We start from the raw sequence: 23,811 nt of genomic DNA, 5'->3' as shown, positions 1-23,811 counted from the left end.
ATATTCTCCGCCGCCGCGGCAATGTCAAAGGCTGATGCTTCAACTGAAGGTGTGGATCGTTAGAAAAATAGATTGAACAACCAAAACAAAAAGTCAGCATGTAGTTTCCAGTACAAAAACAGCACAAACCGGAGATGCAAATGAGCTCATTTATAAATTATAATTTGATTTTATTTTCAAACTATATTTTGTTTGTTTCAACTTTTATAATTGGCACAATTAGCGTATTAGAATTTAGCTTTCGAATGCTAAATATTAATGTTGAAGTTTCAAATATTTTTTCAATAGCAAGAAAATTTGGAGTAATATTTTTATTGTCCATAATTTATATTTCTGGATACAAAACATATACAGATCAAAAAAAAGAATTAGATGATTCGATTCAAGAACTGAGCATGATCAGAGATTCATACCAAAATACCTTAGACGACATACGATCAAACTTTGTAAAAGAATTTCTATCGAAAGATCAAATTGAACAAATATCAATAGAATTATTTAATAATAAGGAAAAAATAGATGAAATTGCAGTATCATATTACATAACAGCCGAAAACTCCATTATTCATAGTTCAATTAGCGAATCAATAGAAAGATCTGGAATAAAAACACGTCATCTAAGCACATTTAGTCCTGACGATCCGTCTCAAACAGGATTAATGATTCACTGCAAAGACGCCAAGCAAAGAGATAATGAAGGGAAACTAATAAAAAATATTTTTGATAAAAATGGTATTTACATAAAAGAGACGCCAATATTGTCAAAGTCTAAGATACAAAACTATGATGGCTGCCTGATCTACATAGGTCCGAAAGAAATATGACTTTATAATTTTTATATTAGTATTGATGGCTGGCTGTCGCGCCCCTCGCGGGCAGCCTTGTACCAGGCCCAGAACAGGCGGGCGGCGACACCGCGCCAGGGCGCCCAGGCTTCCGCCAGCTCATCCAGCGCACGGGGGCTGGGGCGGTCCGGCAGAGCAAAGGCATCGCGCACCGCATTCTGCAGGGCAATGTCGCCGCTGGGGAAGATATCCGGATGGCCGGCGCAGAAGAGCAGGTAGATATCCGCCGTCCAGCGGCCGATGCCCTTGACCTGGCACAGCTCTTCCCGGGCCACATCGGCCGGAACGCTCGCAAGCGCCTGAAGATCCAGCCCACCGGCGACGGCATCAGCCAGCGCCCGTACGGCCCGGATCTTGGGCCGCGACAGCCCCGCCCCGCCCAGCGCCTCTTCCGTGTGGGAAAGCAAAACATGTGCTTCCAGCGGATCGACGAGGGCGGCCAGCCTTGCGCCGATGGCATTGGCGCTGGCGACGGACACCTGCTGCGAGATGATGATCTGCACCAGCGCCGCAAAGCTTGGAGGCCTGCGGCGCAGGGGCACTTCGCCAGCAAAGGAAATGACCGCAGGCAGGCGCGGATCAGCGGCAGCAAGGGCAGCAAGGCCCGCAGCGATATGCTCCGGCGTTTCGATGATCACGCTCATGCCTGCGGCCCCTGTTTCATTCGCCGAAGAAGCGGCGGCGTGCCTCCCGCTCCATCTCGAGGCGCATTTGCAGATCGGCGAGCTTTTTCATCTCGCGCTTGCGGGCGTCTTCGCCCTCCGTTTCCTTGAGGACGAGAGCCTGTTCCTGCACCGCCTTCTGAAGGTCGATTTCGCGCGGCACTGCCCCGGCTTCGGCCATGATGCGAAAGCCGATGGCCTCCGCGCTGCCGCCATCGGCTGTCAGATTCAGCGGTTTGCCCGCCCCTTTGAGATTGTCAAACTGGCCCTCGGCCTGCGCCTTGAGAATTTGGCTCTCGGCAAGATCGGAAAGTTTCATGCTGCATCTCCAGCATTGCCCCCGGACCTCAGATTACGGGTCAGCGCCTCAAAGATCTTCGCATAGATTTCTTCCACGCGCAGCGCCTCTTGCGGGCCCAGCCGGTGAAAATGGCTGAGACCCGGCGCCGCATTCACCTCGAGAATGGCATAGGGGCCAGACCCTGCCGCAATATCCGGGCAGATGAGATCAAGGCCGAACAGCCGCAAGCCCACGGCTTCCCCCGCCTTGCGGGCTATTTCCGCGAAATAGGAGCTGATCGTGCCGGTCACATCCACCGCACTGCCGCCGGAAGAGAGATTCGCGTTGGGCAGCAGCGCCACGGCCGCACCGGCTTCCGGCACATGGGTGAGATCCAGGCCGCTGGTGGCGAGAAAGGCGAGAATGCGCGGATCATCCGCTGCAATCTTCGAGCCCTTGCCGCCTGCGGCAAAGCCCTGCGTTGCCTGCGTGATCAGTGCCCGAAGCGGGGAAACGCCATCGCCGGTTACCGAGAAGGGCCGCCGCTCGAACACGGCCAGCACCTCCCCATCCAGCACCAGCACCCGGTAGTCGCGCCCCCTCACCTCTTCCTGCACCAGAATCCGGTCGTAAGAGGCGCCCAGGATCGTGAGCGCGGAGGAAAGCCCCTGTTCATCCTGCACCCGCAGGATGCCGCGCCCTTCCGAATCGTCATTGGGCTTCACGAACAGCGGAAAGCCGGTCTCACGGGCAAAGGCGAGCGCCTCCGTCTCCCCGTTGAGCCTTGCGGCAACAGCCGGATTCTTCACCTCGATGTCACGGATGAAACGGGGCGAGCTGATCAGCACCCCGCGCGGCACCCTGAGGCCCGCAGCCTCCAGAAAGAAGGCGCCATAGGACTTGTCGCGGGCGATGGCAGAAGCGGCAGCGGGATTGATGTCGAAGCCCGCGCCCTTGAAGAAGGCACGCCTCCCGCCCGGAGCCTCCACATAACCGGCATAGCCATAGGCGGGCTCGGCAAAAACGGTCAGCCCATGCTCTGCCGCATGGCGCCGCAGAAGCACCAGTGCCAGAGGCTCACGGCGGGAAGGATCGGAAGTCATGCTGCAGCGGCGCCCTGAAGCGGGCAGCCGCTGCGCGCGGCCGGATCAGTTCCGGCTCTGGCGGGCGGCTGCCAGATAGTCGATGACGAAGAGCTTCGGATTCGAAGGCCCGTTCGCGGTCACATTATAGATTGCCACCGATGTGTCCATGCCTTGCGCATCCGTCACGGTCCACTGCTTCAGATCGAAGGTCTGGGCGTCGAAGATCAGCGTCAGCTTGCCGGAATTGAAGGTGGTACGGTCCTCGACCACAACAGTCACGAGATCGGGCTCAACCACCACGCCCACCACATTGGTGTCCTTGGTCAGGTCGATCTGCTCGGCCAGCAGGAAGCGCAGCGGGGTTTCGCTCAGCGGCCAGATGTCCTGCGTCTGCACCTTGCGGTCCAGCACGGAAACGGACTTGCCATCGGCGATGATGTCGAGCTGCGCGGGCGGATTGTAGTAGAAGCGGATCTTGCCCGGGCGCTCCAGATAGAACTTGCCTTCCACCTGCCCGCCCTCGGGGCCGAACTGCACGAAGTCGCCATGCATGGTCCGCACCGAATTGAAGTAGGTGTTGACCTCGTTCAGCGTTTCCTGGTCCTGCGGGCTCAGCGGCGCCTTCTGCTGCGCGGCGGCAGGCGACAGGGCGGCTGCCACGCTCAGCATGATGGCCGCAGTCCAGGACAGGAAGCGATGCGAACAGTTGGGCTTCATGGTATGCTCAGGGCTCCTTCGAGGCGGCCCGGCAGAAATCCTGCAGCCGCTTCCCTCAATGTCTGATAGCCGTTCTAGTTCCCGCTTGTGGCAAGGTTGCGGCGGACGGGGCGGATCAATAGTCCTCGTCCACCCCGTTTTTCACCAGAATTTCGCGCTTTCCAGCATGGTTGGCGGCGCTGATCACGCCTTCTTGTTCCATGCGCTCGATCAGCGAGGCTGCGCGGTTATAGCCGATGCCAAGACGGCGCTGGACATAGGAGGTCGAGACCTTCTTGTCGCGCAGCACCACGGCCACGGCACGGTCGTAGAGATCATTGCCCTCGTCGGAACCGGACACCGCGTCATAGGGGTTGTCCTGCATTTCCTCTTCTTCGGTCACCGCTTCCAGATACTGGGGCGTGCCCTGAAGCTTCAGATGCGCAACGATCTGCTCCACCTCGTCATCGGCGACGAAGGGGCCGTGGACACGCTGGATGCGGCCGCCGCCGGCCATGTAGAGCATGTCACCCATGCCCAGCAGCTGCTCGGCGCCCTGCTCGCCCAGAATGGTGCGGCTGTCGATCTTCGACGTTACCTGGAAGGAGATGCGCGTCGGGAAGTTGGCCTTGATCGTACCGGTGATCACGTCCACCGACGGGCGCTGCGTGGCCATGATGATGTGGATGCCGGCGGCACGGGCCATCTGGGCCAGGCGCTGGATCGCGCCTTCGATGTCCTTGCCGGCCACCATCATCAGATCAGCCATTTCGTCGACGATGACCACGATGAAGGGCATCGGCTCCAGCGGCAGATCCTCTTCCTCGTAGATCGGCTGGCCGGTTTCGCGGTCGAAGCCCGTCTGCACGGTGCGGGAGAAGCTTTCGCCCTTTTCCAGCGCCTGCTTCACACGCATGTTGTAGCCGTCGATGTTGCGCACGCCCATCTTCGACATCTTCTTGTAGCGCTCTTCCATCTCGCGGACGGTCCACTTGAGCGCCACGACCGCCTTCTTCGGGTCGGTCACCACCGGGGTAAGAAGATGCGGGATGCCGTCATAGATCGACAGTTCCAGCATTTTCGGGTCGATCATGATCATCTTGCACTGGTCCGGCGTCATCCGGTACAGCAGCGACAGGATCATGGTGTTGATCGACACCGACTTGCCCGAGCCGGTGGTACCGGCAACGAGCAGATGCGGCATGCGGGCAAGATCGGCGATCACGCTTTCGCCATTGATCGTCTTGCCCAGCGCCATGGCGAGCTTTGCCTTCGACTTCTCGAAATCCTCCGCCGCCAGCAGTTCGCGCAGGAACACTGTCTCGCGCTTCTGGTTCGGCAGCTCGATGCCGATGGCATTCTTGCCGGGGATCACGGCAACGCGGGCGGAAATCGCGCTCATCGAGCGGGCGATATCATCGGCAAGGCCGATGACGCGCGAGGACTTGATGCCGGGAGCGGGCTCCAGCTCATAAAGTGTCACCACCGGACCGGGGCGCACCTCGATGATCTCGCCGCGCACACCGAAGTCTTCCAGCACGCCTTCGAGAATGCGGGCGTTCTGCTCCAGCGCATCGGCGGACAGGCCCGGCGTCTTGCCGGCCGGCTTGGGCTCGGCCAGAAGCCGCAGCGGCGGCAGCTCATAGACATCGGGCGCTTCCAGCAGCGAAGGCTGGGCCTCGGCCTGAACCCGGCGGCCCGGCTGCGGGCGCGGCGCCTGCGGCACGACACGGGCAGCGCCCTGTGCGGGGGCACCCGGGGCGGCGCGGCCCTGATCGGGACTGGCGATGCCAACGGGACGGCCCAGCGGCGGGCGGTCCAGCGGCGCCTCTTCCCGCGCCCGGCCACGGCCACGCGGCGCAACAGGCACAGCCTCTTCCATGCCGTAGCCGTCATCGTCCATGTCGAACGGCGGCTCGTCATAGGCGGAAGCTTCCTCCTCGCCGTCGTAATAGTCCTCTTCCTCTTCCATCTCCGGCGCACGGCCCATCACGGGCCCGCGCGAGGTCACGCGGCGCGGTGCCTCGCGGGTGCCGCGGGCGTCGGGATAGAGATCGCCAAGGCCATCGTCCTCCTCACCGGGAACGAAACGGTCCTTCAGCGCACGGCGCAGCGAGCCGAAGCGGCTTGTGGGCGGAGCGGCATACTCATCCTCCGCATCCTCCTCGACATAGTCGTCTTCCTCCTCCTCCCGCGCACGGCGGCGGGAGAGGCCAAGGCCGGTCATGCGCTGCACAGCCGACTGGGCCTGCAAGCGCCAATGCGCGGCAGCCCCCATGAGAGCGGCAAAACGCGGTTCGCGCTCGTCCTCGTCCTCATCGTCAAAATCAAGCTGTTCCTGCGCCTTGCGGCCGCGCATCTGCTGGCGGGCGGTGCGGGACGGCAGCGACGGGACATCGTCCTCCTCATCCTGATACCGCTCGCGCATGTCGCCAAACCAGGCACCGGCAGCCACCAGCAGGAATACGGCCGGCAGGCCCAGCCCCAGCACACCCGTGATCGTGGCAGCGCCCGGCGTCAGGTTCTGCGTCAGCAGGGAGGGGACATAGTGCATGGCATCACCGGCAAAGCCGCCGAGACCGGTCGGCAGCGGCCAGCTTTCCGGCACGGGTAGCGCCGCAACGGCACCGGCGCCCAGCAGCGTGCCCACGAACCAGAACATGATCCGGCGGAAGCCGATGCGCATGGTCTTGCCCGAAAGAAGACGCCAGCCCCACAGCACCACCGGCACCAGGAACACGGCCGTCGCCAGCCCGATCGACTGCATCAGGATGTCGGAGATGATCGCCCCCGGCGTGCCCAGCGCATTGCGCACCGGCTCACCCGTCGCATGATTGAAGCTCGGGTCATTGACCGACCATGTGGCAAGGCTCGCCGCAAGGGCCGCCGCCAGCGCAATGACCAGAAGCCCGGCCGCGCCCACCAGATTGCGGCGGACGAAGCGCTTCAGCGGGCTTTCGGTGTCGAGAATATGCGCAGCGCCCCGTCCGGACCCGCGCATGGCTGTTGCCCGTCTCATGCCGCACCTCCCAGCCAGCCGGCCATGCGCTCCAGTGCTTCACCCGTCAGCGCAGAGGGGGCGCACAGGCCAACGCGGATATAAGGATCACCCGGATTGCGGCCATCGGCCTGGGTGGAAGCCAGATAGGAACCGGGCAGCACCTTGACGCCAACCTCGCTCCACAGCCGCTCGGTCACGCTGACCGCGCCGCCCCAGCGGCTCACATCCAGCCACAGGAAGAAGCCGCCTTCCGGCGTTACCGGCCCCAGAATGGGCGACAGCAGCCTTTCGGCGATTTCGTATTTCTCGTTGTAGAGACGGCGGTTCTCGATCACATGCGCCTCGTCGCCATAGGCGCGCACGGCGAGCGCCTGCGCCGGCAGCGGCACCTGCGGGGCGGCAAGGCCGCGGAACTTCACCCAGCGCGACAGGAACTCCGGATCACCGGCCGCAAAGCCGCAGCGCAAGCCCGCAAGGTTCGACCGCTTCGACAGGGAGTTGAGCGCCACCACCATGGAATAGCCCTCACCCAGTGCATGGGCGGCTTCCAGAACGCCCGGAGGCGGGGTGCTGCGGTAGATCTCCGAATAGCACTCGTCGGCAAAGATGTAGAACCGGTGGCGGCGGGCAAGACCTATCAGCTTCTGCCAATAGGCAAGGCTCGCCACCGCTCCTTGCGGATTGGCGGGCGATGCCACGTAAAAGGCAATGGTCCGGTCCAGCAGCTCCGGCTCCAGCGCATCCAGATCCGGCAGGAAGCCGGTGTCCGCGCCCGTGTCGAGCATGACCGCCTCGGCCCCGGCAATATGGGCTGCGGCTGCATAGGTCTGGTAGAACGGGTTGGGCAGGATCACCGCCGGGCGCGCCACGTCCTTGGCCAGCTGATCGCGGGCGGAAATCGCGCCGAAGGACAGGCCCTCGCGCGAGCCGTTGAGCGGCAGAACGCCCTTGTCCTTGTCGATCGTGCCGCCAAGATTATAGCGCCGGTCCAGCCAGGCGGCGATGGCCGCACGGAAGGCCGGAGAGCCTTCAATGGGCGGATAGCGGCGGAAATCGGCCAGATTTTCCATCAGCACCTCGCCCGTGAAGGGCGGCAGCGCATGCTGCGGCTCGCCAATGGTCAGCACGATCGGGTCCGCACCCGGGCGCGTATCACCCAGAAGCGCGGCAAGGCGCTGGAACGGATTGGCGTCGGGCAGGGCCGCGCGCGGGGTTGAGGCAGGCATCGTGGACGTCATCTGACCTTCCGGACACTCGAACACACTATTGGTCCGGACGGTAACGCGCCTCTGGTAAATCCCTCATTAACCAAGCAGCGGCAGCAGCCTTTTCCCGCTGCCGCACAGGCAGTTGTCCACTGTCAGAAATCGACGGTGATGCCTTTGATTTCCCAATCCTCATAACGGGTTGGCTCCAGCCCGCCGCGCCCGTCCAGCTCTTTTGCCATCGCCTGCTGGCGGGCGTCGATTTCTGCGCGGCGCGCTTCGGCTTCCTTCAGCGCCCGCTGCGCTGCGGGGGGAAGATCCTCGAATCGCCGCTGCGGTGCAGGCGCTGGCTCTGCGGCGGCTTCCGGCTCTGCGGGAGCGGCACGCTGGGGAAAGGGAACGACCACGCCACGGTTCTCCGCAACACCGGCCTCAGGGCCATTCGCTCCGGTGATCTCGTCGTCGTGCATGGATATCTCCATCGTCTGGACCGCCGGCCGCCGCTTCAAGACAGGTTGAAGACCGGCAGGCTTGCGGGAATTCGGGCTCATACCCATCATATAGGGACTTGGCCTATCATATAGGGTACTGGCGGGAGCGGAAAACTCCCGTCAGGCATACCGCCCGCACTTAAGCGCGACGAGGACCGAAGGCAATGAACTATTTCCGCACTGCCATGCTGCTGGCCGCCATGACCGCCCTGTTCATGGGCATTGGCTTCCTGATCGGCGGACAGAGCGGCATGATGATCGCACTGGTGATTGCCGGTGCGATGAACCTGTTCAGCTACTGGAATGCGGACAAGATGGTGCTGTCCATGCACCACGCGCAGGAAGTTGACGAGCGCAGCGCGCCCGAACTGTTCCGCATGGTGCGCCAGCTGGCACAGAATGCGCAGCTGCCGATGCCCAAGGTCTATATCATCAACAATCCGCAGCCGAATGCCTTTGCCACGGGCCGCAATCCGCAGAATGCCGCCGTGGCTGCGACCACCGGCCTGCTGGAGCGCCTCTCCATGGAAGAAGTGGCGGGTGTGATGGCGCATGAGCTGGCCCACATTAAGAACCACGACACGCTGATCATGACGATCACCGCGACCATTGCCGGTGCCATCTCTATGCTCGGCAACTTCGCCTTCTTCTTCGGCGGCAACCGGGAGAACAACAATCCGCTCGGCTTCATCGGCATGCTGGTGGCAATGATCGTCGCCCCGCTCGCCGCCATGCTGGTGCAGATGGCCATCTCCCGTACCCGTGAATATGCCGCCGACCGCATGGGCGCCGAAATCTGCGGCCACCCGATGTGGCTGGCTTCGGCGCTGGCCAAGATCGCGGGCGGCGTGGAGCAGATCCACAATCCGGATGCGGAGCGCAGCCCGGCGACGGCACACATGTTCATCATCAACCCGCTGTCGGGCGAGCGGATGGACAATCTGTTCTCCACCCATCCGAACACCGCCAACCGCATCGCCGCCCTGCGCCAGCTGGACGGGCAGATGGGCGGGCGCGGCGGCAGTGCTGGAGGTTCAGGCGGTTCTGGCAGCTTTGGCGGCGGCTGGAGCCCGTCTCCGGCGCAGGCCCGCAGCCAGCCTTGGGGTGGTGCCGGGCGCAGCGCAGGAAGCAACTCCGGCCCCTCTGGCCCGTGGGGCGGCAGTGGAAACGCACGCCCCTCTGACAAACCCAAGGGCCCATGGGGCTGAAACCTGCGGGGTTGAGCCGGATGGCTGATCTGCGGTAAAAGCTTCCGATCACAGCCTCAGGCGCGACGGACGGCACCGCAGCCTGTCCCGCGCCGCAGGACCACCAGACATGTCTTGCCAAGGGCGCCGCGAGCACCGGTTCGCGGCGCCTTGACTCAATCCGGCAACACAGCCAACCCAACGAAGGCCAGCGCTTTGAACGAACCCACCGGCTCCCGCCCGAAATCCCCCTCCCGCCCCGCCGGCGGCAGGGATGCGCCGTTCCGCAAGCAGGGACAGGGCGGCAAGGCAGGCGGCGCGGCACATGGCGGCGGCTCGCCCGGGCGGCCTGCCCCCGGCTTTGCCGCCCGCAAGGTTGCCGCCGACATTCTGGGCAATGTGGTGCACAAGCACCGCACGCTGGATGCCGAATATGACGTGACCTCGGGCCATTCCGGCTTCCGGGCGCTGGAGCCGAAGGACCGTTCGCTGGTGAAGGCCATCGTCGCTGCAGCCCTGCGCCGCCGGGGACAGCTCGATGCCATTCTGGCGGAGCTGCTCGACCGGCCCATTCCGGAGCGCACGGGCCGCGTCACCGACATTCTCCACGTCGCTGCCGTGCAGATCCTGTTCCTCGACGTGGCCGACCACGCCGCTGTGTCCCTGGCGGTGGATCTTGCTGGATCAGACAAGCGGGCAAGGCCTTACAAGGGCCTCGTCAACGGTGTGCTGCGCCGTCTGGCGCGGGAGAAGGACACGCTGTCCGCCATAACCGGTTCGGGTCCGGCAGGCCTGCCGCTCTGGCTCGCCACCCGCTGGCGCGAGACCTATGGCACGGAAACCTTTGAAGCGATCCTGCGCGCCCATCTGGAAGAACCTGCACTGGATCTCACCGTCAAGAGCGATGCCGAAGGCTGGGCCGAACGCCTCGGCGGCCGTGTGGTGGCAGCCGGATCGGTCCGCCTGTCACGCAAAGGCGCGGTGGACGGGTTCGATGGCTTCAACGAAGGCGGCTGGTGGGTGCAGGATGCTGCAGCCTCCCTGCCCGCCCGCCTGCTGGGGAACCTCACCGGCAAACGCACCGCAGACCTGTGCGCTGCCCCCGGCGGCAAGACGGCTCAGCTGGCCACGCAGGGCGCCGATGTGACGGCGGTGGACATTTCCGAAAAGCGGCTGAAGCGCGTGCATGCCAATCTGGAGCGGCTGGGCCTTTCGGCCCGCGTTGTCGCGGCAGATCTGCGCAGCTACGAGCCGGACGAGCCTTTCGACGCCATCCTCCTTGATGCGCCCTGCAGCGCCACCGGCACCATGCGCCGCCATCCGGACGTGGCCTGGACCAAGCGGCCTGCAGATGTGACGACACTGGCCGCCATTCAGGCCGAGCTGCTGCGCAAGACCGTCACATGGCTGAAGCCGGGCGGCGTTCTGGTCTATTGCACCTGTTCGATGGAGCGGGAGGAAGGCGAGGACCAGATTGCCGCGCTACTCGCCGGGGTGCCGGGTATCGTTCTGGAGCCGGTGCGGCCGGAAGAAATCGGCGGCCTTGCCGAATGCATCACGCCGGAGGGCTATCTGCGCACCCTGCCCTGCCATCTGGGCGGCGGCACGGAGCCGGAAGGCGGCCTCGACGGATTTTTTGCCGCCCGTCTACGGCGGCTTTAACTGCCCTGTAACCACTCTGACCCGCAATGGACAACTGAAAGCTAACCCTAACAGTTTGTTACCTCTTATGGTGAAAGGGCAAGTCAATTTCATTCCGGCGCCAGCACAAGGGCAGTGAGACACTGCCATGACGATCCGGGCGATGGGTGAGCAGGGGCGCATCGGGCGCCTGCTGCTCCATCATCTCTGGCAAAATGGCCTGCGCTGGCTGCATGGCGGACCCCTGTTCCGCTGGCAGCCATTTGCGGGAACGCCCTCCCGTTTGCTCATCGCCCCCCAGGATCTGCGCACCGCCGACCAGACCAATGCCATCGATATCTATGGCGGACGCTTCCTTTTTTCCGGCAAGGTGGTGGAGGCTGGCGGACGCTCTCCCTTCGAACTGAAGGGGGAAGATCCGGCCTGGCAGCGCGAGCTGCACAGTTTCGGCTGGCTGCGGGATCTGCGCGCCGCCGAAAGCCTCGTCGCCCGCCAGAATGCCCGTGCCCTTGTCGATGACTGGATCCGCCTGTGCGGCCGCTGGGCTCCCATCGCCTGGGAACAGCCGGTCGTGGCACGGCGCGTCCTGTCCTGGCTTGCCCAGTCGCCGCTGGTGCTGGAAGACGGCGATGCCGAATTCTACCGCCGTTTCCTGCGCTCGCTCGGCCGTCAGGTGCGCTATCTGCGCCGCACCATCAACGAAACACCCGATGGCGTGCCGCGCCTTCAGGCGGCGCTTGCTGTGGCGGCCGCCAGCATCTCCATGGCCGGTCAGGGCCGCTACGTGCGCCAGAGCCTCCGGCGTCTGGAGCATGAGCTGCAGCGCCAGATCATGCCCGATGGCGGCCATGTATCCCGCAATCCCGGCGCGATCCTCGAAATTCTCACCGATCTTCTGCCCATCCGGCAGGCCTTCGTCACGCAAGGGCTGGAAACGCCCGCCGGCATGATGCAGGCCATCGACCGGATGATGCCGATGGTGCGCTTCTTCCGTCACATGGACGGTGCCTTCGCCCATTTCAACGGCATGGGCTCCACCCCCACCGATCTGGTGGCGACGATCCTTGCCTATGATGATGCACGCGGCGCACCTCCCGGCAACGCGCCTTTCTCCGGCTATCAGCGGCTGATGGGTGGTGACACGGTGGTGCTGATGGACACCGGCACGCCACCACCGCCGCTGCTGAGCGAATCCGCCCACGCCGGCTGCCTGTCCCTCGAGATGTCCTCCGGCCGCCACCGGCTGGTGGTCAATTGCGGCGTTTCCGGCTGGGCCAGCGAAGGCTGGCGGCAGGTGGCCCGTTCCACGGCGGCCCATTCGACGGCCGGCATGGAAGACAGCTCCTCCTGCCGCTTCCTGACGGAGAAACCCTTTACCGGCTGGCTTGGCGCACCGATCCTCACCGGCCCGACCAGCGTGCCCGTCAACCGCGAGGAAGACGTCATGGGCACCCGCGTCACCGCCTCCCATGACGGTTATGCCCACCGCTACAACGTGCTGCATGAGCGCGACATCCGCCTGTCGAGCGACGGATCCGTGCTGGACGGCATCGATCTGTTCTCGACGCTGGGTGCCCTGACCCATCACGACCATTTCACCATCCGCTTCCATCTGCACCCGCTCATCAAGCCGAGCCTGCTGCGGGCAGGCACCGCCGCACTGCTGATGGCGCCCGATGGCGAAGCCTGGGAGTTCAATGCATCCGGTGCAGAACTGGCACTGGAAGAATCCGTTTATCTATCGGATGTCTATGGCCACCGCCGGACCCAGCAGCTGGTGCTTTATGGCCGCATCAGCCAGTCCAGCCAGGCCGCATGGCAGTTCCGCCGCACCGCCACAGCCCGGAATGCGCGGCGTGAACGCAGCGCGGCTCAGGAGCCGGAACTGCCGCTGTAAGCGGTCAGGCCCCTGATTCGCCGCGCTGGCCTTCTTGAGCTTCCGTTTCGGCCCTGTTCGTGCTAGGGCCACGGCCACTTTCCATCCTCAGATCTGCGAGGCAAGGCCATGGCCGTGGTGTCCAAGGGGGTTCCCGTTCCCCCGCTCGTTTCCGTCAAGCGCGCCCTTCTTTCCGTTTCCGACAAGACAGGGCTTCTCGACTTCGCCCGCGGGCTGTCCGAGCGCGGCGTGGAGCTGATTTCCACCGGCGGCACCCGCAAGACGCTGGCGGACGCCGGCCTGCCGGTGAAGGATATTTCCGAAGTGACCGGCTTCCCGGAAATCATGGACGGCCGGGTCAAGACCCTGCATCCAATGGTGCATGGCGGCCTGCTCGCCATCCGCGACGACGCCGAACACAAGACGGCCATGGAGGCCCATGGCATCGGCGGCATCGATCTGCTCTGCGTCAACCTCTATCCCTTCGAGGACACGGTTGCCTCCGGCGCGGACTATGCAACAGGTGTCGAGAACATCGACATCGGCGGCCCGGCCATGACCCGCGCTGCCGCCAAGAACCACGCCTATGTGACCGTCGTGGTGGACCCGGCAGACTATGCTGCCGTTCTGTCCGCACTGGATGAGAACAACGGCCAGTCGCCCATCGATCTGCGCAAGAAGCTGGCGCAGAAGGCCTTTGCCCGCACCGCTGCCTATGATGCAGCCGTGTCGAACTGGCTGGCTTCGCAGACCGGCAACGAGGCCCCCGATTACCGCGCCATGGGCGGCAAGCTGGCCGAAATCATGCGCTACGGCGAGAACCCGCATCAGTCGGCCGGTTTCTACACCACCGGCGAGCGCCGCTCCGGCGTGGCCACCGCCCGCCAGCTGCAGGGCAAGACCCTGTCCTACAACAACATCAACGACACGGATGCCGCCTTCGAACTGGTCAGCGAGTTTGACCCCAAGCGCACCAAGGCCGTTGCCATCATCAAGCATGCCAACCCTTGCGGCGTTGCGGAGGGCGCCAGCCTGAAGGCCGCCTACGAGCTGGCGCTGCGCTGTGATCCGGTCTCGGCCTTCGGCGGTATCGTCGCCCTCAATGACACGCTGGATGCGGAAGCGGCCGAAGAGATCGTCAAGATCTTCACCGAGGTGATCATCGCCCCGGCCGCCACGGACGAAGCCATCGCAATCGTGGCGAAGAAGAAGAACCTGCGCCTGCTGGTCACCGGCGGCCTTGCCGACCCGCGCGCGGCCGGTCTGGCCATCAAGTCCGTCGCCGGCGGCCTGCTGGTCCAGTCCCGCGACAACGGCGTCATCGATGATCTCGACCTCAAGGTCGTGACGAAGCGTGCGCCGACCGCGCAGGAACTGGCCGACCTCAAGTTCGCCTTCCGCGTCGCCAAGCACGTCAAGTCCAACGCCATCGTCTACGCAAAGGATGGTGCCACGGTTGGCGTGGGCGCAGGCCAGATGAGCCGCATCGACAGCGCCCGCATTGCCGCCCGCAAGGCACTGGATGCGACCGAAGCTGCCGGACTGTCCACGCCGCTCACCAAGGGCTGCGTGGTCGCCTCCGATGCCTTCTTCCCCTTCGCTGACGGCCTGCTCTCCGCTGCGGAAGCTGGAGCAACTGCCGTCATCCAGCCGGGTGGCTCCATGCGCGATGACGAAGTGATCGCAGCTGCCGATGAGGCAGGTCTTGCAATGGTGTTGACCGGCATGCGTCACTTCCGTCACTGAGAGTAAGTGACACTGTAAGTTATTACAGTGTCTAGTAATTGAAAAAATTTTTAGCTTCCAGAGGCGCCAAACCTGCTTCTGGAAGCTTTTTCTTAACGGGCTTCAGCGTTTCCTGACCCTAGGAGAGTCCTGCCGGGACAAAAGAATTCCCGGAGGCCAGAAGGGGTGCCCGTATGTTGAAGCAGGCAAAGATCGCAACCAAGCTTGCGGCCGTCAGCGTGACTGCACTGGCCGGAGTTCTTGCTGTCGGAATCGGGGTCATTGGATATCAGGCCACGTCTGCGACCCAACAGCTTGCGGTCCAGCAAGTGGAAGCCATTGCACAGCAACAGGCAGAGTATGTTTCACGGGTTCTCGAGGAGGGTCTTCTGCCAGCACAAGGTCTTGGCAGCACCCTTAACGCGCTGAAACGCAGCGGGCCCGTCGACAGGCAGGCCTGGACCAACATCCTTCAGGATGCGATGCAGACCTACCCCAAACTGGCCGGCACCTGGGGCATGGTTCTTGACAACAATCTGGACGGGCGTGACGCCGATTTTGCGGGCCAGCCGGGCCACGACGAAGCCGGGGTCTGGCGCCCCTATTTCTACCGGAACCAGGGCAAGGTCGACTTCAGCCCCATTCCGCCGCTGAAGCCCTCGCCTGAAGGCGACTGGTTTCATGTTTCCTACAAGACCGGCAAAGACTTTGCCACGGAGCCCTACACCTGGGAAACCGACGGCGTTGTCATGACCGGCATCTCCTTCAGCTCGCCGATCCGCGATGGCGGCAAGGTTATCGGCGTAACCGGCGGCGACCTTCTGCTGACCGACCTCACGGCCACACTGTCCGCCCAGAAGCCGATGGGCACCGGTGAGGTGAGTCTTCTGTCCCAGGCCGGCATCTGGGTTGCGAACACAAACCCGGCGCTTCTCAGCAAGCCCTGGACTGAAGCCAAGGGATCTGAGGAAGCTGCCTTCGGCGCGCAGGTTCTCAATGCGGTCAAGTCTGCCCAGCCCTTCTCCTACACCGCCTACGCAGAGGCAGCCGGGGGAGACATGATCAACATCGTCCGCCCGGTTGCCATCGGCAATACAGGCTCCACCATGGCGGTGGTCGTCAGCGTGCCCATGGCAACGGTGAATGCCGCCTCGACGCAGATCATCTACACCATCCTTGGCATTGGTGCGGCCCTGCTCGCCGTCGTCGCCTTTGCGGTCATGTTCTTCAGCAACCGTATCGTCCGCCGTCCCCTGGAGCGGGCCGTCAGCACCATCAACGCCCTCATCGACCAGCGCTACGACATCACCATTCCGGACAAGGAGCGCGGTGACGAGATCGGCCACATCAATCAGGCACTCGAGATCTTCCGGGAGAAGGCGAAGCAGGCAGAAGAGCTGGTGGCCGAGCAGGAAGAACAGCAGCGCCAGCGCATCCTGCGCGCCGAGGCCGTCCGCGATCTGTCCCAGTCCTTCGATGCCCGCATTTCAAAGCTCACCACGACGGTCTCAAGCCTCGTCGGCGACCTCAACAACGCCTCCAACGTGCTGACGGTGGGCGCCGACGACACCAGCGCCAAGAGCACCGCCGTTGCGGCCGCCTCCGAGGAGGCGGCCGCCAACGTGGAGGCTGTTGCTTCTGCTGCCGAAGAGCTGCTGGCCTCCGTTTCGGAAATCCGCCGCCAGATGGAACAGTCTGCCGGCATCGCCGGTCAGGCCGTGCAGCAGGCGCAGGCTACCAACGGCAAGATCGAGGCCCTCGCCAGTGCCGCCAGCCGCATCAACGAGGTGGTTGCCCTGATCCAGGCCATTGCCGAGCAGACCAACCTTCTCGCCCTCAATGCCACCATCGAGGCGGCCCGTGCCGGCGAGGCAGGCCGCGGATTTGCGGTCGTGGCAGCGGAAGTGAAGGAGCTGGCCAACCAGACGGCCAAGGCAACGGAAGAAATCTCCAGCCAGATCCAGTCGGTCCAGTCTGAAACGGCCAATGCGGTGAAGGCCATTCAGGAGATCTCCTCGACCATCGAGCAGATCAACGAGATCTCCGGCGGCATTCAGGTTTCCGTGGACCAGCAGGGTCTGGCGACCACCGAAATCGCCCGCAACATCCAGGAAGCCTCCAACGGCACGCAGGAAGTGACGCGCAACATCGTTGCCGTATCCGCTTCGGCCAACGAAACCGGCGAAACGGCCCGCAAGGTCAGCTCGTCGGCCGCAATCCTCCAGCAGGAGGCAAGCGAGCTGCGGCAGGAAGTGGAGCATTTCCTGAGGGATATCCGCCAGAGCGCCTGACCGGCCGCAGCATCCAACTCAAATGCACAGCCCCGGCACCCGCTGGGGCTGTCGCCGTTTCAGCGCGGCTTCAGGCCTGCAAGAACGAAAGCCCCGCCAGCAAAGAACACGAGGATCACCGCCATGCCTGCCGCCTGACTGGCGGTGGCTGTGGTGACAAGCGCGACAGCCAGCGGGGCAAGAAAGCTGGTCACCTTGCCTGACAGCGCGAGAAGGCCGAAGAACTGGCCCTGACGGCCCTCAGGCGCCAAATGCACCAGAAGGCTGCGCGCCGCCGATTGCAACGGTCCCGCCAGCGCACCGATACAACCGCCCAGCACCAGGAACATCAGATCCGGCAGGGACCCGAACAGGGCACCGGGAGTTGCAGGCGTTACATCGAAGACGAAGAAGACCGTGTCCCGGTCCACCGAAACAAGGCCGAGGCCGCACAGGATGAGACCGCCAAGCGCCCCCAGAATGACCGGGCGCGAACCGATGCGGTCATCCAGCCAGCCGCCGGTCAGCGCGCCGATGGTGCCGGTGATGGTGAGCAGGATGCCGAAGGTGCCGATCTGGATCGTGCCCCAGCCGAGCACACCGGCCGCATAAATGCCGCCAAAGGCAAACAGCGCCACCAGCCCGTCGTTGTAAAGCATGTTGGCGATGAGGAACCGCCCCATGCCGGGCACCTGCCGCACCTCTGCAAGGCTGCGGCGCAGGGAAGCAAGGCCCTGCCGGACAGCGGCCCTCACCCCCATGCGGCGCGGCTCATCGGGCGTGAAAAGGAACATCGGCAGCACAAAGACGAGGAACCACAGCGCCGAGAACGGCCCCGACGCCCTGTCCCCTTCGCGCGCGGCCGGATCAAGCCCGAACAACGGGTCTGCGCCCAGCAGGGTCTTGCCCGTTTCCGGATTGGCCGCCATGAAGCCGAGCACCATGACGAGGCTGACGAGCCCGCCCAGATAGCCGACCGCCCAGCCAGCGCCCGACAGCCGGCCAAGCCTGTCACGCGCCACCAGCGAGCCCATCATGGAATTGTTGAAGACCGTGGCAAACTCGATGGCGAGCGTGCCCAGCGCATAGCCGGCCAGCGCCACGGCAATGCCGTAGCTGGTGCCGGGAACGGCCCACCACAGGGCAAGGCAGGACAGAACGTAAGGCACGGCCAGAGCCGCGATCCACGGCTTTCGCGCGCCGCCCGCATCGGCGACGCAGCCAAGCAACGGAGCCAGAAGCGCAATGGCCAGCCCCGCCGCCGAAGTGGCGTAGCCCCAGAGCGCCTGCCCTTCCGCCGGGGTGGCGGCAAGGGCGGATGCAAAGAAGGGCGCGAAGACGAAGGTCGTCACCAGCGTGAAAAAGGGCTGGGCTGCCCAGTCAAACAGAACCCAGCCAGCCACGCCGGCAGCCCCTGCCTTCCGCCCTGCAGCGCTCATCAACCGGCTCAGTAGTCGCCGAGCTTGATGTCCGGCGAATAGTCGCCCGGCACTTCCTTGGTCACGGCCTGGCCGCAGACGACGATGCCGCGGGTGGCATCAAAGGTCAGCTGCGGCGCCCCGGCCAGTTCCCAGCCCTTGTTGAGAGCCTGGGTGACGCGGTGGCAGAACTGGCTGTCGTCCGGGCCGGTGATAAAGCGGTAGAGTTTCATGGCAATCTTTCCAAATATAATATCAAGGCTTTCGATGCTGGCGCATCACGCCTTGAAATTGCTCAGGCGCCGCACGGGCTTGACCAACACTCGATGAGAAAGGCTCATCGAGTGTTGGTATAAGGACTGCCCCGGCATATCACTCCTGCGCAGACGCCGCCATGGCCTTGGCGATGGCCAGTACGCGAAGCCCCATGTCCGCATGCAGCCGCTCGACCATCTTGCCTTCGATCTGGATCGCCCCCTTACTGGCATTCTCCGGCAGGGCAAAGGCATCGTTGATTTTCTGCGCCCAGGCAATTTCCGCCTCCGAGGGCGAGAAGGCGGCATGGCAGGCGTCGATCTGCTTGGGGTGGATCAGCGTCTTGCCGTCCATGCCCATCTCCGCCCCTTGCGCGCATTCGGCGGCAAAGCCGTCCAGATCGTTGAAATCGTTGTAGACGCCATCAAGGATATCAAGCCCTCCTGCCCTTGCCGCAGCAACGCAAGTCATCAACCAGGGCATCATGACGGTCCGCCCCGGCAGCAGGCGGGCGCGGGTTTCCTTGGCCAGATCGTTGGTGCCCATGACGAAGCAGGTGAGGCGTGTTTCGGGGTCCCGTCCCGCCGAGGCAATGCTGGCCGCATGCAGCATGGCGAGTGGCGTTTCCATCATCGCCCAGAGCTTCACGGAGGCAGGAGCACCTGCCAGCTTCAGCCGGTGCGCCACCCGTTCCAAATCGGCAAGGGACGAAACCTTGGGGAGGAGGATGGCATCGGGGGCTGCGGCAATCGCCGCCTCCAGATCCGCCTCGCCCCATTGGGTATCAAGGCCATTGATGCGGATCACCGCCTCGCGCCCTGCAAAAGCGCCAACCGCCACGGCCTCGCACACCTGCTGGCGGGCGGCTTCCTTGGCATCGGGCGCCACGGCATCTTCCAGATCCAGCAGCAGGCAATCCACGCCGAGGCTGCGCGCCTTTTCCAGCGCCCGTCCGTTGGAGCCGGGCATGTAGAGCGCCGAGCGGCGGGGCTTGAAGCTTGCGGTCACGGGCGGTCCTCCTGCGGGTCTTTGCGGCACTGGGTTTCTGCAGTGCAAAAGCTGAAGCGCAAAAGCTAGACGGTGGCCGCCGCTTTTTCCACTCGCCTTTCGGCGGGTACCTCCCGGGTATCTTTTGGGGGCTCTCAGGTGCAGCAGCGCAGAGCCGCCAAAACAAAACCCGGCGAAAACGCCGGGTTCACACATGCCAGATCTGGCGCGTCCAGTAAGACAGCAGATTGCCGCTCAGGCTGACAGGCGGCGCTGTTCGCGGACGACGCCATGGATGGCGTCACGCACGGCCTGACGGATATCGGCCAGCGAGAAAGGCTTGGTGATGACATCATGCACCAGCTCGTCGAGGCCGTTGGCCCGTTCACGCTGATCGGCAAAACCGGTCATCAGCAGGATCGGCAGGCTCGGCCAGTCGCGGGCGGTGGCCAGCGCCAGGGCGATGCCATCCATCACCGGCATCTTGATGTCGGACAGCAGCAGATCGAAGCTGCCTCTCTCGCGGACAAGCGTTTCCAGCGCCGCTCCGCCATCTTCCGAGGCGCAGACGGTGTGGCCATCCAGTTCAAGGGCGCGTTTCACAAAGCTGCGAACCGCCTCGTCATCTTCCGTCAGAAGAATCCGGGCCATATCACACTCCCGTTGTTTCGCGAGGGGGTGTAGCCTCTTCCCCGGCCACATACCCGATGAAGGGCAACTGCCGCCAGGCGTGCCCCATGTCCATCCCGTAACCCACCACAAACTTGTCCGGACAATTGAAGCCCACATAGTCAGCCTGAATATCGGCCTTTCTGTGATGCGGCTTGTCCAGCAGTGCGGCGACCTTGACCGAACGCGCGCCCCTTTCAAGAAGCCTGTCCTTGGCGAACTTCAGGGTACGTCCGGATTCCAGAATATCATCCGCCAGTATGATATCGCGATCCTTAACAAGACTTTCAACGTCACGCAGAACCTGAACATTTCCAGAGCTTACGGTACCTGCCCCGTAGCTGGACAAATGCATGAACTCCATTTCCAGTTCCAGGCCGGCACGGTGCATGGCACGCACCAGATCGGCGGCAAAGATGAAGCTGCCCTTGAGCACAGCCACGACCAGCAGCTGATGCGGACGGGAAGAAGCGACTTCTCCAGCAAGGCTCTCCACCCGTGCGGCGATCTCGGCTTCATCGTAAAGGGTATGGATCACCGGCTTCATCTTGTTGCTTCTGCTGCTTGTCCTGGGCTCCGGTCCACAAAGCGGACCTGAATATCTGCGGCGTCTGCGGGGGGATCTGTCAGCCTGGTCCTGAAGCGCGTGTTCGCGCCCGGCTCCAATGCCACCGCACGCGGTTCGAGGGTCCAGGCGTAAATCTCCTGCTGATCCTCGCTTCGCAGCGACAGGCGCACCGCAGGAACTGCGGCAGGCTGTTCCGATACGCTCTGGATTGTCCCCTCGACAACCAGAACGATCGTCCCCTCGTCGACTTCCCTGAATGTTCTCAAATCACGGAACTCAAGTCCGCGCAAGTTCACCGGAAGTCCCATCATGTCGAACAGACTGGCAAGGTCCGGAACATGTTTGACCACGAACTGGCGGTTCGTGAAGATGAGCGCGCTGAGTCCCGCGGCTGCAAGAAAGATCACAAGGCCGCCGGTGCGGCGCAGGTTGTTCACTGTCACGTGGCGGGTCAGGAATGACCAGTCGCGCTCCCGCCGGGGTTTTTTCGTGTTAACCTTGATCTTCTTGCGCTTGGCAAGAGACTCGATGTCAATTGTACGGCGAGCATTTTCCTCCTCGTCCGTTTCATCATTTTCATCGGAGGCCACTACATCTGGGTATTCCGGCGGCGTATCTCTACCAGTCTTTGATTTACCCTGAGTATCCACAGATCCTTTGGCAGGTTCTGTCTCCTCGTCCTCGAACGCGCGGCCCCTGGCAAGGGCTTCTTCCTCCGTGGCATCCTCCGCCCATGCCGCTTCATCCTCGTCCTCTTCGGGCTCCGGCTCGTCCTCGATGGCCATGGCAGGCTTTGCAGCCGACTTTGCGGCGCCTCCGGATGAGGCAGCCGGGGATGTGGAGACAGGGATATCTTCCTTGCGCGGGCTGATGAACCAGCGGTTTCCGCAGCGCGCGCATTTCACGCTGCGCCCTTCCGGGCCAACCATTTCCGGCTTGATGTCATAGGAGGTATCGCAGTCCGGACAGGTGATCTTCATATTTGGGAGACCCTCGCTCCACGGCCTCACGGGGCCTTGATGGTGCCATCCATGACGCGGATGATAGCAGTCCGGTGCTGAATTGGGGGGAAGACCTGCGTCAGAGCTCCCCCAATTCTGGTCCAGAGGACATTCATATGTTTAATGAAGCGTTAAAGGGATGGCTCTAGGGTGAGCGCCGTCCACGGAGGTTTTGCGTGATCCGTTTTGAAAACGTCGGGCTGAGATACGGCATGGGGCCGGAAATCCTGCGCGACCTGACATTCAGCATCGAGCCGCAGTCTTTCCAGTTCCTGACCGGCCCCTCCGGCGCGGGCAAGACGACGCTGATCCGCTTGCTGTTTCTGTCGCTGCGGCCCACGCGCGGTCTTATTCGCGTGTTCAACCGGGACATGGCGACGATCGCCAAGAAGGAACTGCCGCAACTGCGCCGCCGCATCGGCGTGGTGTTCCAGGATTTCCGCCTGCTGGACCATCTGACGACTTATGAAAATGTCGCGCTGCCGCTGCGCGTGCTGGGTAAGGAAGAAGCAAGCTACCGGTCCGATGTGGTGGAACTGCTGAAATGGGTGGGGCTGGGTGAGCGCATGCATGTGCTGCCGCCGGTTCTTTCGGGCGGGGAAAAGCAGCGCGCGGCCATCGCACGGGCACTGATCACCCGGCCGGACATGCTGCTGGCGGATGAGCCGACGGGAAACGTCGACCCGCCGCTTGCCCGCAGGCTGTTGCGGCTGTTCATTGAACTCAACAGACTTGGCACATCCGTTGTGATTGCCACCCACGACATCACCCTGCTTGAACAGGTCGAGGCGCGCCGGATGGTTCTGGCGGACGGGCGCCTGTCCATTTTTGACTGAGGGCATGGGGAAGGCACCACGCATGGCATCCAAGGCCCCGCCACCAAAGAAGACCGGCACAAAGGCGCCGCAACAGCAGAAGAGCCGGCCCAAGCTGCCGCGCCCTTCGCTGAAGCTGTTCCTGCGCGGCAAGGCCAAAGCTGCCGCAGGCGGGCAGGACGCACGCCTGCGGCCGTCAGCGGCCATCGTCCCGTCCCAGTCCGTGGCGGGGCGTGCCCTGACGCTCGTCGTCGCCATCATGAGTTTTCTGGCCTGCCTCACCGTCGGCTCCGTCTCTGTCGTATGGGAAGCGGCGAATGACTGGAGCAATGACCTCGTGCGGGAGGTGACCGTGCAGATCCGCCCCGCCGACGGGGTCGACATGCTGCGCGAGATCGACAAGGCCGTGGCGCTGACGCAGGAGTTTCCCGGCATCGGCACGGTGCGCGCGCTGTCGGATGAGGAAACCCGCCAGCTGCTGCAGCCCTGGCTCGGCGCCGGCCTTGACCTCGAAACGCTGCCCGTGCCGCGCCTGATCCAAGTGACGGTCAGCAATCCGCAGGAGCTGGATCTTCCGGCGCTGAAGCAGTCGATCGAACAGAACGTGCGCGGCGCCAGCCTTGATGATCACAGCATCTGGACCTCCCGCCTTGCCGCCATGGCCGGGGCTGTGGTGGCCGGGGGCTTCGGAATCCTGGCGCTGGTGCTGTTTTCCATGGTGCTCAGCGTGATCTTCGCCACCCGTGCGGCCATGGCCGGAAACCGCGACGTTGTGTCCGTGCTGCATTTCGTCGGTGCAAGTGACGGCTTCATTGCCCGCGAGTTCCAGCGCCACTTCCTTGTGCTGGGTCTCAAGGGAGGAATAGCCGGCGGGCTTGCCGCTTCCTTCTGCTTCATTCTGCTGGAAGTCTTCACCCGGCAAACGTCCGGCATGGCCGGTGCTGACCAGATGTCGGCGCTGTTCGGCTCCGTGGCAGTCGGCACACCGGGCTACTTCGGAGTGGTCGGCATTGTCTTCATCGTCGCCGTGCTGACGGCGCTGACTTCCGGCCTTGCGGTCAAATCCCACCTTGCCAAAATCGACTAGCTGCAACATCCATCCAAGAAACAGCGGAATTGGTCTATAATCTTCGC

The 23,811-nt window shown here is 63.2% G+C and carries 21 protein-coding genes; 8 read left to right on the top strand and 13 right to left on the bottom strand.

Going from position 1 to position 23,811, the window contains the following annotated elements; translation table 11 throughout:
* The first annotated feature begins 140 nt into the window (after positions 1-140).
* Positions 141-824, top strand: a complete 684-nt coding sequence (locus H163_RS24370; RefSeq protein ID WP_147290464.1) for a hypothetical protein — start codon at positions 141-143, stop codon at positions 822-824.
* An 11-nt stretch (positions 825-835) separates the two neighbouring features.
* Here H163_RS24370 and H163_RS0109725 read toward each other — a convergent pair whose 3' ends face one another.
* The 7 genes from H163_RS0109725 to H163_RS22585 all read right to left on the bottom strand — a co-directional run bounded on the left by H163_RS0109725 (position 836) and on the right by H163_RS22585 (position 8,181).
* Entirely contained in the window at positions 836-1,489 is a 654-nt protein-coding gene (locus H163_RS0109725) for a DNA-3-methyladenine glycosylase family protein (RefSeq protein ID WP_019964386.1), read from the bottom strand.
* Between the two features lie 16 nt (positions 1,490-1,505).
* Positions 1,506-1,826 carry a DnaJ family domain-containing protein gene (locus H163_RS0109720; protein WP_019964385.1) on the bottom strand — a complete coding sequence of 107 codons (321 nt, stop codon included), beginning with the start codon at positions 1,824-1,826 and terminating at the stop codon, positions 1,506-1,508.
* Positions 1,823-2,890 carry a hypothetical protein gene (locus H163_RS0109715; RefSeq protein ID WP_019964384.1) on the bottom strand — a complete coding sequence of 356 codons (1,068 nt, stop codon included), beginning with the start codon at positions 2,888-2,890 and terminating at the stop codon, positions 1,823-1,825. Before H163_RS0109715 ends, H163_RS0109720 begins: the two co-directional genes overlap by 4 nt.
* 45 nt (positions 2,891-2,935) lie before the next feature.
* On the bottom strand, positions 2,936-3,589 hold the full coding sequence (locus H163_RS0109710) for an outer-membrane lipoprotein carrier protein LolA (protein WP_019964383.1): 654 nt from the start codon (positions 3,587-3,589) through the stop codon (positions 2,936-2,938).
* 115 nt (positions 3,590-3,704) lie between these two features.
* Positions 3,705-6,587 carry a DNA translocase FtsK gene (locus tag H163_RS0109705; protein ID WP_026355677.1) on the bottom strand — a complete coding sequence of 961 codons (2,883 nt, stop codon included), beginning with the start codon at positions 6,585-6,587 and terminating at the stop codon, positions 3,705-3,707.
* Positions 6,584-7,807: an aminotransferase class I/II-fold pyridoxal phosphate-dependent enzyme gene (locus H163_RS0109700; RefSeq protein ID WP_019964381.1), complete on the bottom strand. Its 1,224-nt coding sequence runs from the start codon at positions 7,805-7,807 to the stop codon at positions 6,584-6,586. The genes H163_RS0109705 and H163_RS0109700 overlap by 4 nt, the downstream gene beginning before the upstream one ends.
* 122 nt (positions 7,808-7,929) lie before the next feature.
* Entirely contained in the window at positions 7,930-8,181 is a 252-nt protein-coding gene (locus tag H163_RS22585) for a DUF1674 domain-containing protein (protein ID WP_050474149.1), read from the bottom strand.
* Between the two features lie 248 nt (positions 8,182-8,429).
* Here H163_RS22585 and htpX point away from each other — a divergent pair, with 248 nt between their 5' ends.
* From htpX to H163_RS0109670, 5 genes are all read left to right on the top strand, one after another.
* On the top strand, positions 8,430-9,473 hold the full coding sequence (gene htpX, locus H163_RS0109690; protein WP_019964379.1) for a zinc metalloprotease HtpX: 1,044 nt from the start codon (positions 8,430-8,432) through the stop codon (positions 9,471-9,473).
* Between the two features lie 195 nt (positions 9,474-9,668).
* Positions 9,669-11,114, top strand: a complete 1,446-nt coding sequence (rsmB, locus tag H163_RS0109685; RefSeq protein ID WP_115336507.1) for a 16S rRNA (cytosine(967)-C(5))-methyltransferase RsmB — start codon at positions 9,669-9,671, stop codon at positions 11,112-11,114.
* Positions 11,115-11,241: 127 nt separating this feature from the next.
* Positions 11,242-12,990, top strand: a complete 1,749-nt coding sequence (locus H163_RS0109680) for a heparinase II/III family protein (RefSeq protein WP_019964377.1) — start codon at positions 11,242-11,244, stop codon at positions 12,988-12,990.
* 108 nt (positions 12,991-13,098) lie between these two features.
* Positions 13,099-14,715, top strand: a complete 1,617-nt coding sequence (gene purH, locus H163_RS0109675; protein WP_019964376.1) for a bifunctional phosphoribosylaminoimidazolecarboxamide formyltransferase/IMP cyclohydrolase — start codon at positions 13,099-13,101, stop codon at positions 14,713-14,715.
* 173 nt (positions 14,716-14,888) lie between these two features.
* Positions 14,889-16,985 (top strand): methyl-accepting chemotaxis protein, encoded by a 2,097-nt coding sequence (locus tag H163_RS0109670; RefSeq protein WP_019964375.1) that lies wholly within the window; start codon positions 14,889-14,891, stop codon positions 16,983-16,985.
* A 59-nt stretch (positions 16,986-17,044) separates the two neighbouring features.
* On the opposite strand, the gene H163_RS0109665 is transcribed toward H163_RS0109670, so the two are convergent.
* The 6 genes from H163_RS0109665 to H163_RS0109640 form a co-directional block, all read right to left on the bottom strand.
* Complete coding sequence (locus tag H163_RS0109665; protein ID WP_019964374.1) at positions 17,045-18,403, bottom strand: MFS transporter; 1,359 nt, start codon at positions 18,401-18,403, stop codon at positions 17,045-17,047.
* 8 nt (positions 18,404-18,411) lie between these two features.
* The gene (locus tag H163_RS0109660) at positions 18,412-18,615 is read right to left on the bottom strand and encodes a DUF1737 domain-containing protein (RefSeq protein WP_019964373.1); all 204 of its coding nucleotides are present in this window, start codon (positions 18,613-18,615) and stop codon (positions 18,412-18,414) included.
* A 139-nt stretch (positions 18,616-18,754) separates the two neighbouring features.
* Complete coding sequence (locus tag H163_RS0109655; protein ID WP_019964372.1) at positions 18,755-19,645, bottom strand: HpcH/HpaI aldolase/citrate lyase family protein; 891 nt, start codon at positions 19,643-19,645, stop codon at positions 18,755-18,757.
* A gap of 234 nt (positions 19,646-19,879) precedes the next feature.
* A complete protein-coding gene (locus H163_RS0109650; protein ID WP_019964371.1) occupies positions 19,880-20,275 on the bottom strand; it encodes a response regulator in 396 nt (131 codons plus the stop codon).
* Between the two features lies 1 nt (position 20,276).
* Positions 20,277-20,840: a hypoxanthine phosphoribosyltransferase gene (gene hpt / locus H163_RS0109645; protein ID WP_019964370.1), complete on the bottom strand. Its 564-nt coding sequence runs from the start codon at positions 20,838-20,840 to the stop codon at positions 20,277-20,279.
* Positions 20,837-21,841: a zinc-ribbon domain-containing protein gene (locus tag H163_RS0109640; RefSeq protein WP_019964369.1), complete on the bottom strand. Its 1,005-nt coding sequence runs from the start codon at positions 21,839-21,841 to the stop codon at positions 20,837-20,839. Before H163_RS0109640 ends, hpt begins: the two co-directional genes overlap by 4 nt.
* A gap of 197 nt (positions 21,842-22,038) precedes the next feature.
* On the opposite strand from H163_RS0109640, the gene ftsE reads away from it, so the two are divergent.
* Both ftsE and H163_RS0109630 read left to right on the top strand, forming a co-directional pair.
* Complete coding sequence (gene ftsE, locus H163_RS0109635) at positions 22,039-22,698, top strand: cell division ATP-binding protein FtsE (RefSeq protein WP_040678468.1); 660 nt, start codon at positions 22,039-22,041, stop codon at positions 22,696-22,698.
* A gap of 22 nt (positions 22,699-22,720) precedes the next feature.
* The gene (locus tag H163_RS0109630; RefSeq protein WP_019964367.1) at positions 22,721-23,764 is read left to right on the top strand and encodes a cell division protein FtsX; all 1,044 of its coding nucleotides are present in this window, start codon (positions 22,721-22,723) and stop codon (positions 23,762-23,764) included.
* The last annotated feature ends 47 nt before the right edge of the window (positions 23,765-23,811 follow it).

This window comes from Pannonibacter phragmitetus DSM 14782 (assembly GCF_000382365.1).
In the GTDB taxonomy this organism is placed as follows: domain Bacteria; phylum Pseudomonadota; class Alphaproteobacteria; order Rhizobiales; family Stappiaceae; genus Pannonibacter; species Pannonibacter phragmitetus.
Note: the sequence above shows the minus strand (reverse complement) of the source record. Positions and strands in the feature narration are given on the sequence as shown.

Bases quoted from the DNA above. Each gene is read 5' to 3' on its own strand.
- hpt (WP_019964370.1), bottom strand. From the start codon at position 20,840: ATGAAGCCGGTGATCCATACCCTTTACGATGAAGCCGAGATCGCCGCA.
- H163_RS0109660 (WP_019964373.1), bottom strand. From the start codon at position 18,615: ATGAAACTCTACCGCTTTATCACCGGCCCGGACGACAGCCAGTTCTGC.
- H163_RS0109710 (WP_019964383.1), bottom strand. From the start codon at position 3,589: ATGAAGCCCAACTGTTCGCATCGCTTCCTGTCCTGGACTGCGGCCATC.
- H163_RS24370 (WP_147290464.1), top strand. From the start codon at position 141: ATGAGCTCATTTATAAATTATAATTTGATTTTATTTTCAAACTATATT.
- H163_RS0109640 (WP_019964369.1), bottom strand. From the start codon at position 21,841: ATGAAGATCACCTGTCCGGACTGCGATACCTCCTATGACATCAAGCCG.
- H163_RS0109630 (WP_019964367.1), top strand. From the start codon at position 22,721: ATGGCATCCAAGGCCCCGCCACCAAAGAAGACCGGCACAAAGGCGCCG.
- htpX (WP_019964379.1), top strand. From the start codon at position 8,430: ATGAACTATTTCCGCACTGCCATGCTGCTGGCCGCCATGACCGCCCTG.
- H163_RS0109680 (WP_019964377.1), top strand. From the start codon at position 11,242: ATGACGATCCGGGCGATGGGTGAGCAGGGGCGCATCGGGCGCCTGCTG.
- H163_RS0109715 (WP_019964384.1), bottom strand. From the start codon at position 2,890: ATGACTTCCGATCCTTCCCGCCGTGAGCCTCTGGCACTGGTGCTTCTG.
- purH (WP_019964376.1), top strand. From the start codon at position 13,099: ATGGCCGTGGTGTCCAAGGGGGTTCCCGTTCCCCCGCTCGTTTCCGTC.
- H163_RS0109720 (WP_019964385.1), bottom strand. From the start codon at position 1,826: ATGAAACTTTCCGATCTTGCCGAGAGCCAAATTCTCAAGGCGCAGGCC.
- H163_RS0109700 (WP_019964381.1), bottom strand. From the start codon at position 7,807: ATGACGTCCACGATGCCTGCCTCAACCCCGCGCGCGGCCCTGCCCGAC.
- H163_RS0109670 (WP_019964375.1), top strand. From the start codon at position 14,889: ATGTTGAAGCAGGCAAAGATCGCAACCAAGCTTGCGGCCGTCAGCGTG.
- H163_RS0109650 (WP_019964371.1), bottom strand. From the start codon at position 20,275: ATGGCCCGGATTCTTCTGACGGAAGATGACGAGGCGGTTCGCAGCTTT.
- H163_RS0109725 (WP_019964386.1), bottom strand. From the start codon at position 1,489: ATGAGCGTGATCATCGAAACGCCGGAGCATATCGCTGCGGGCCTTGCT.
- H163_RS0109665 (WP_019964374.1), bottom strand. From the start codon at position 18,403: ATGAGCGCTGCAGGGCGGAAGGCAGGGGCTGCCGGCGTGGCTGGCTGG.
- H163_RS0109705 (WP_026355677.1), bottom strand. From the start codon at position 6,587: ATGAGACGGGCAACAGCCATGCGCGGGTCCGGACGGGGCGCTGCGCAT.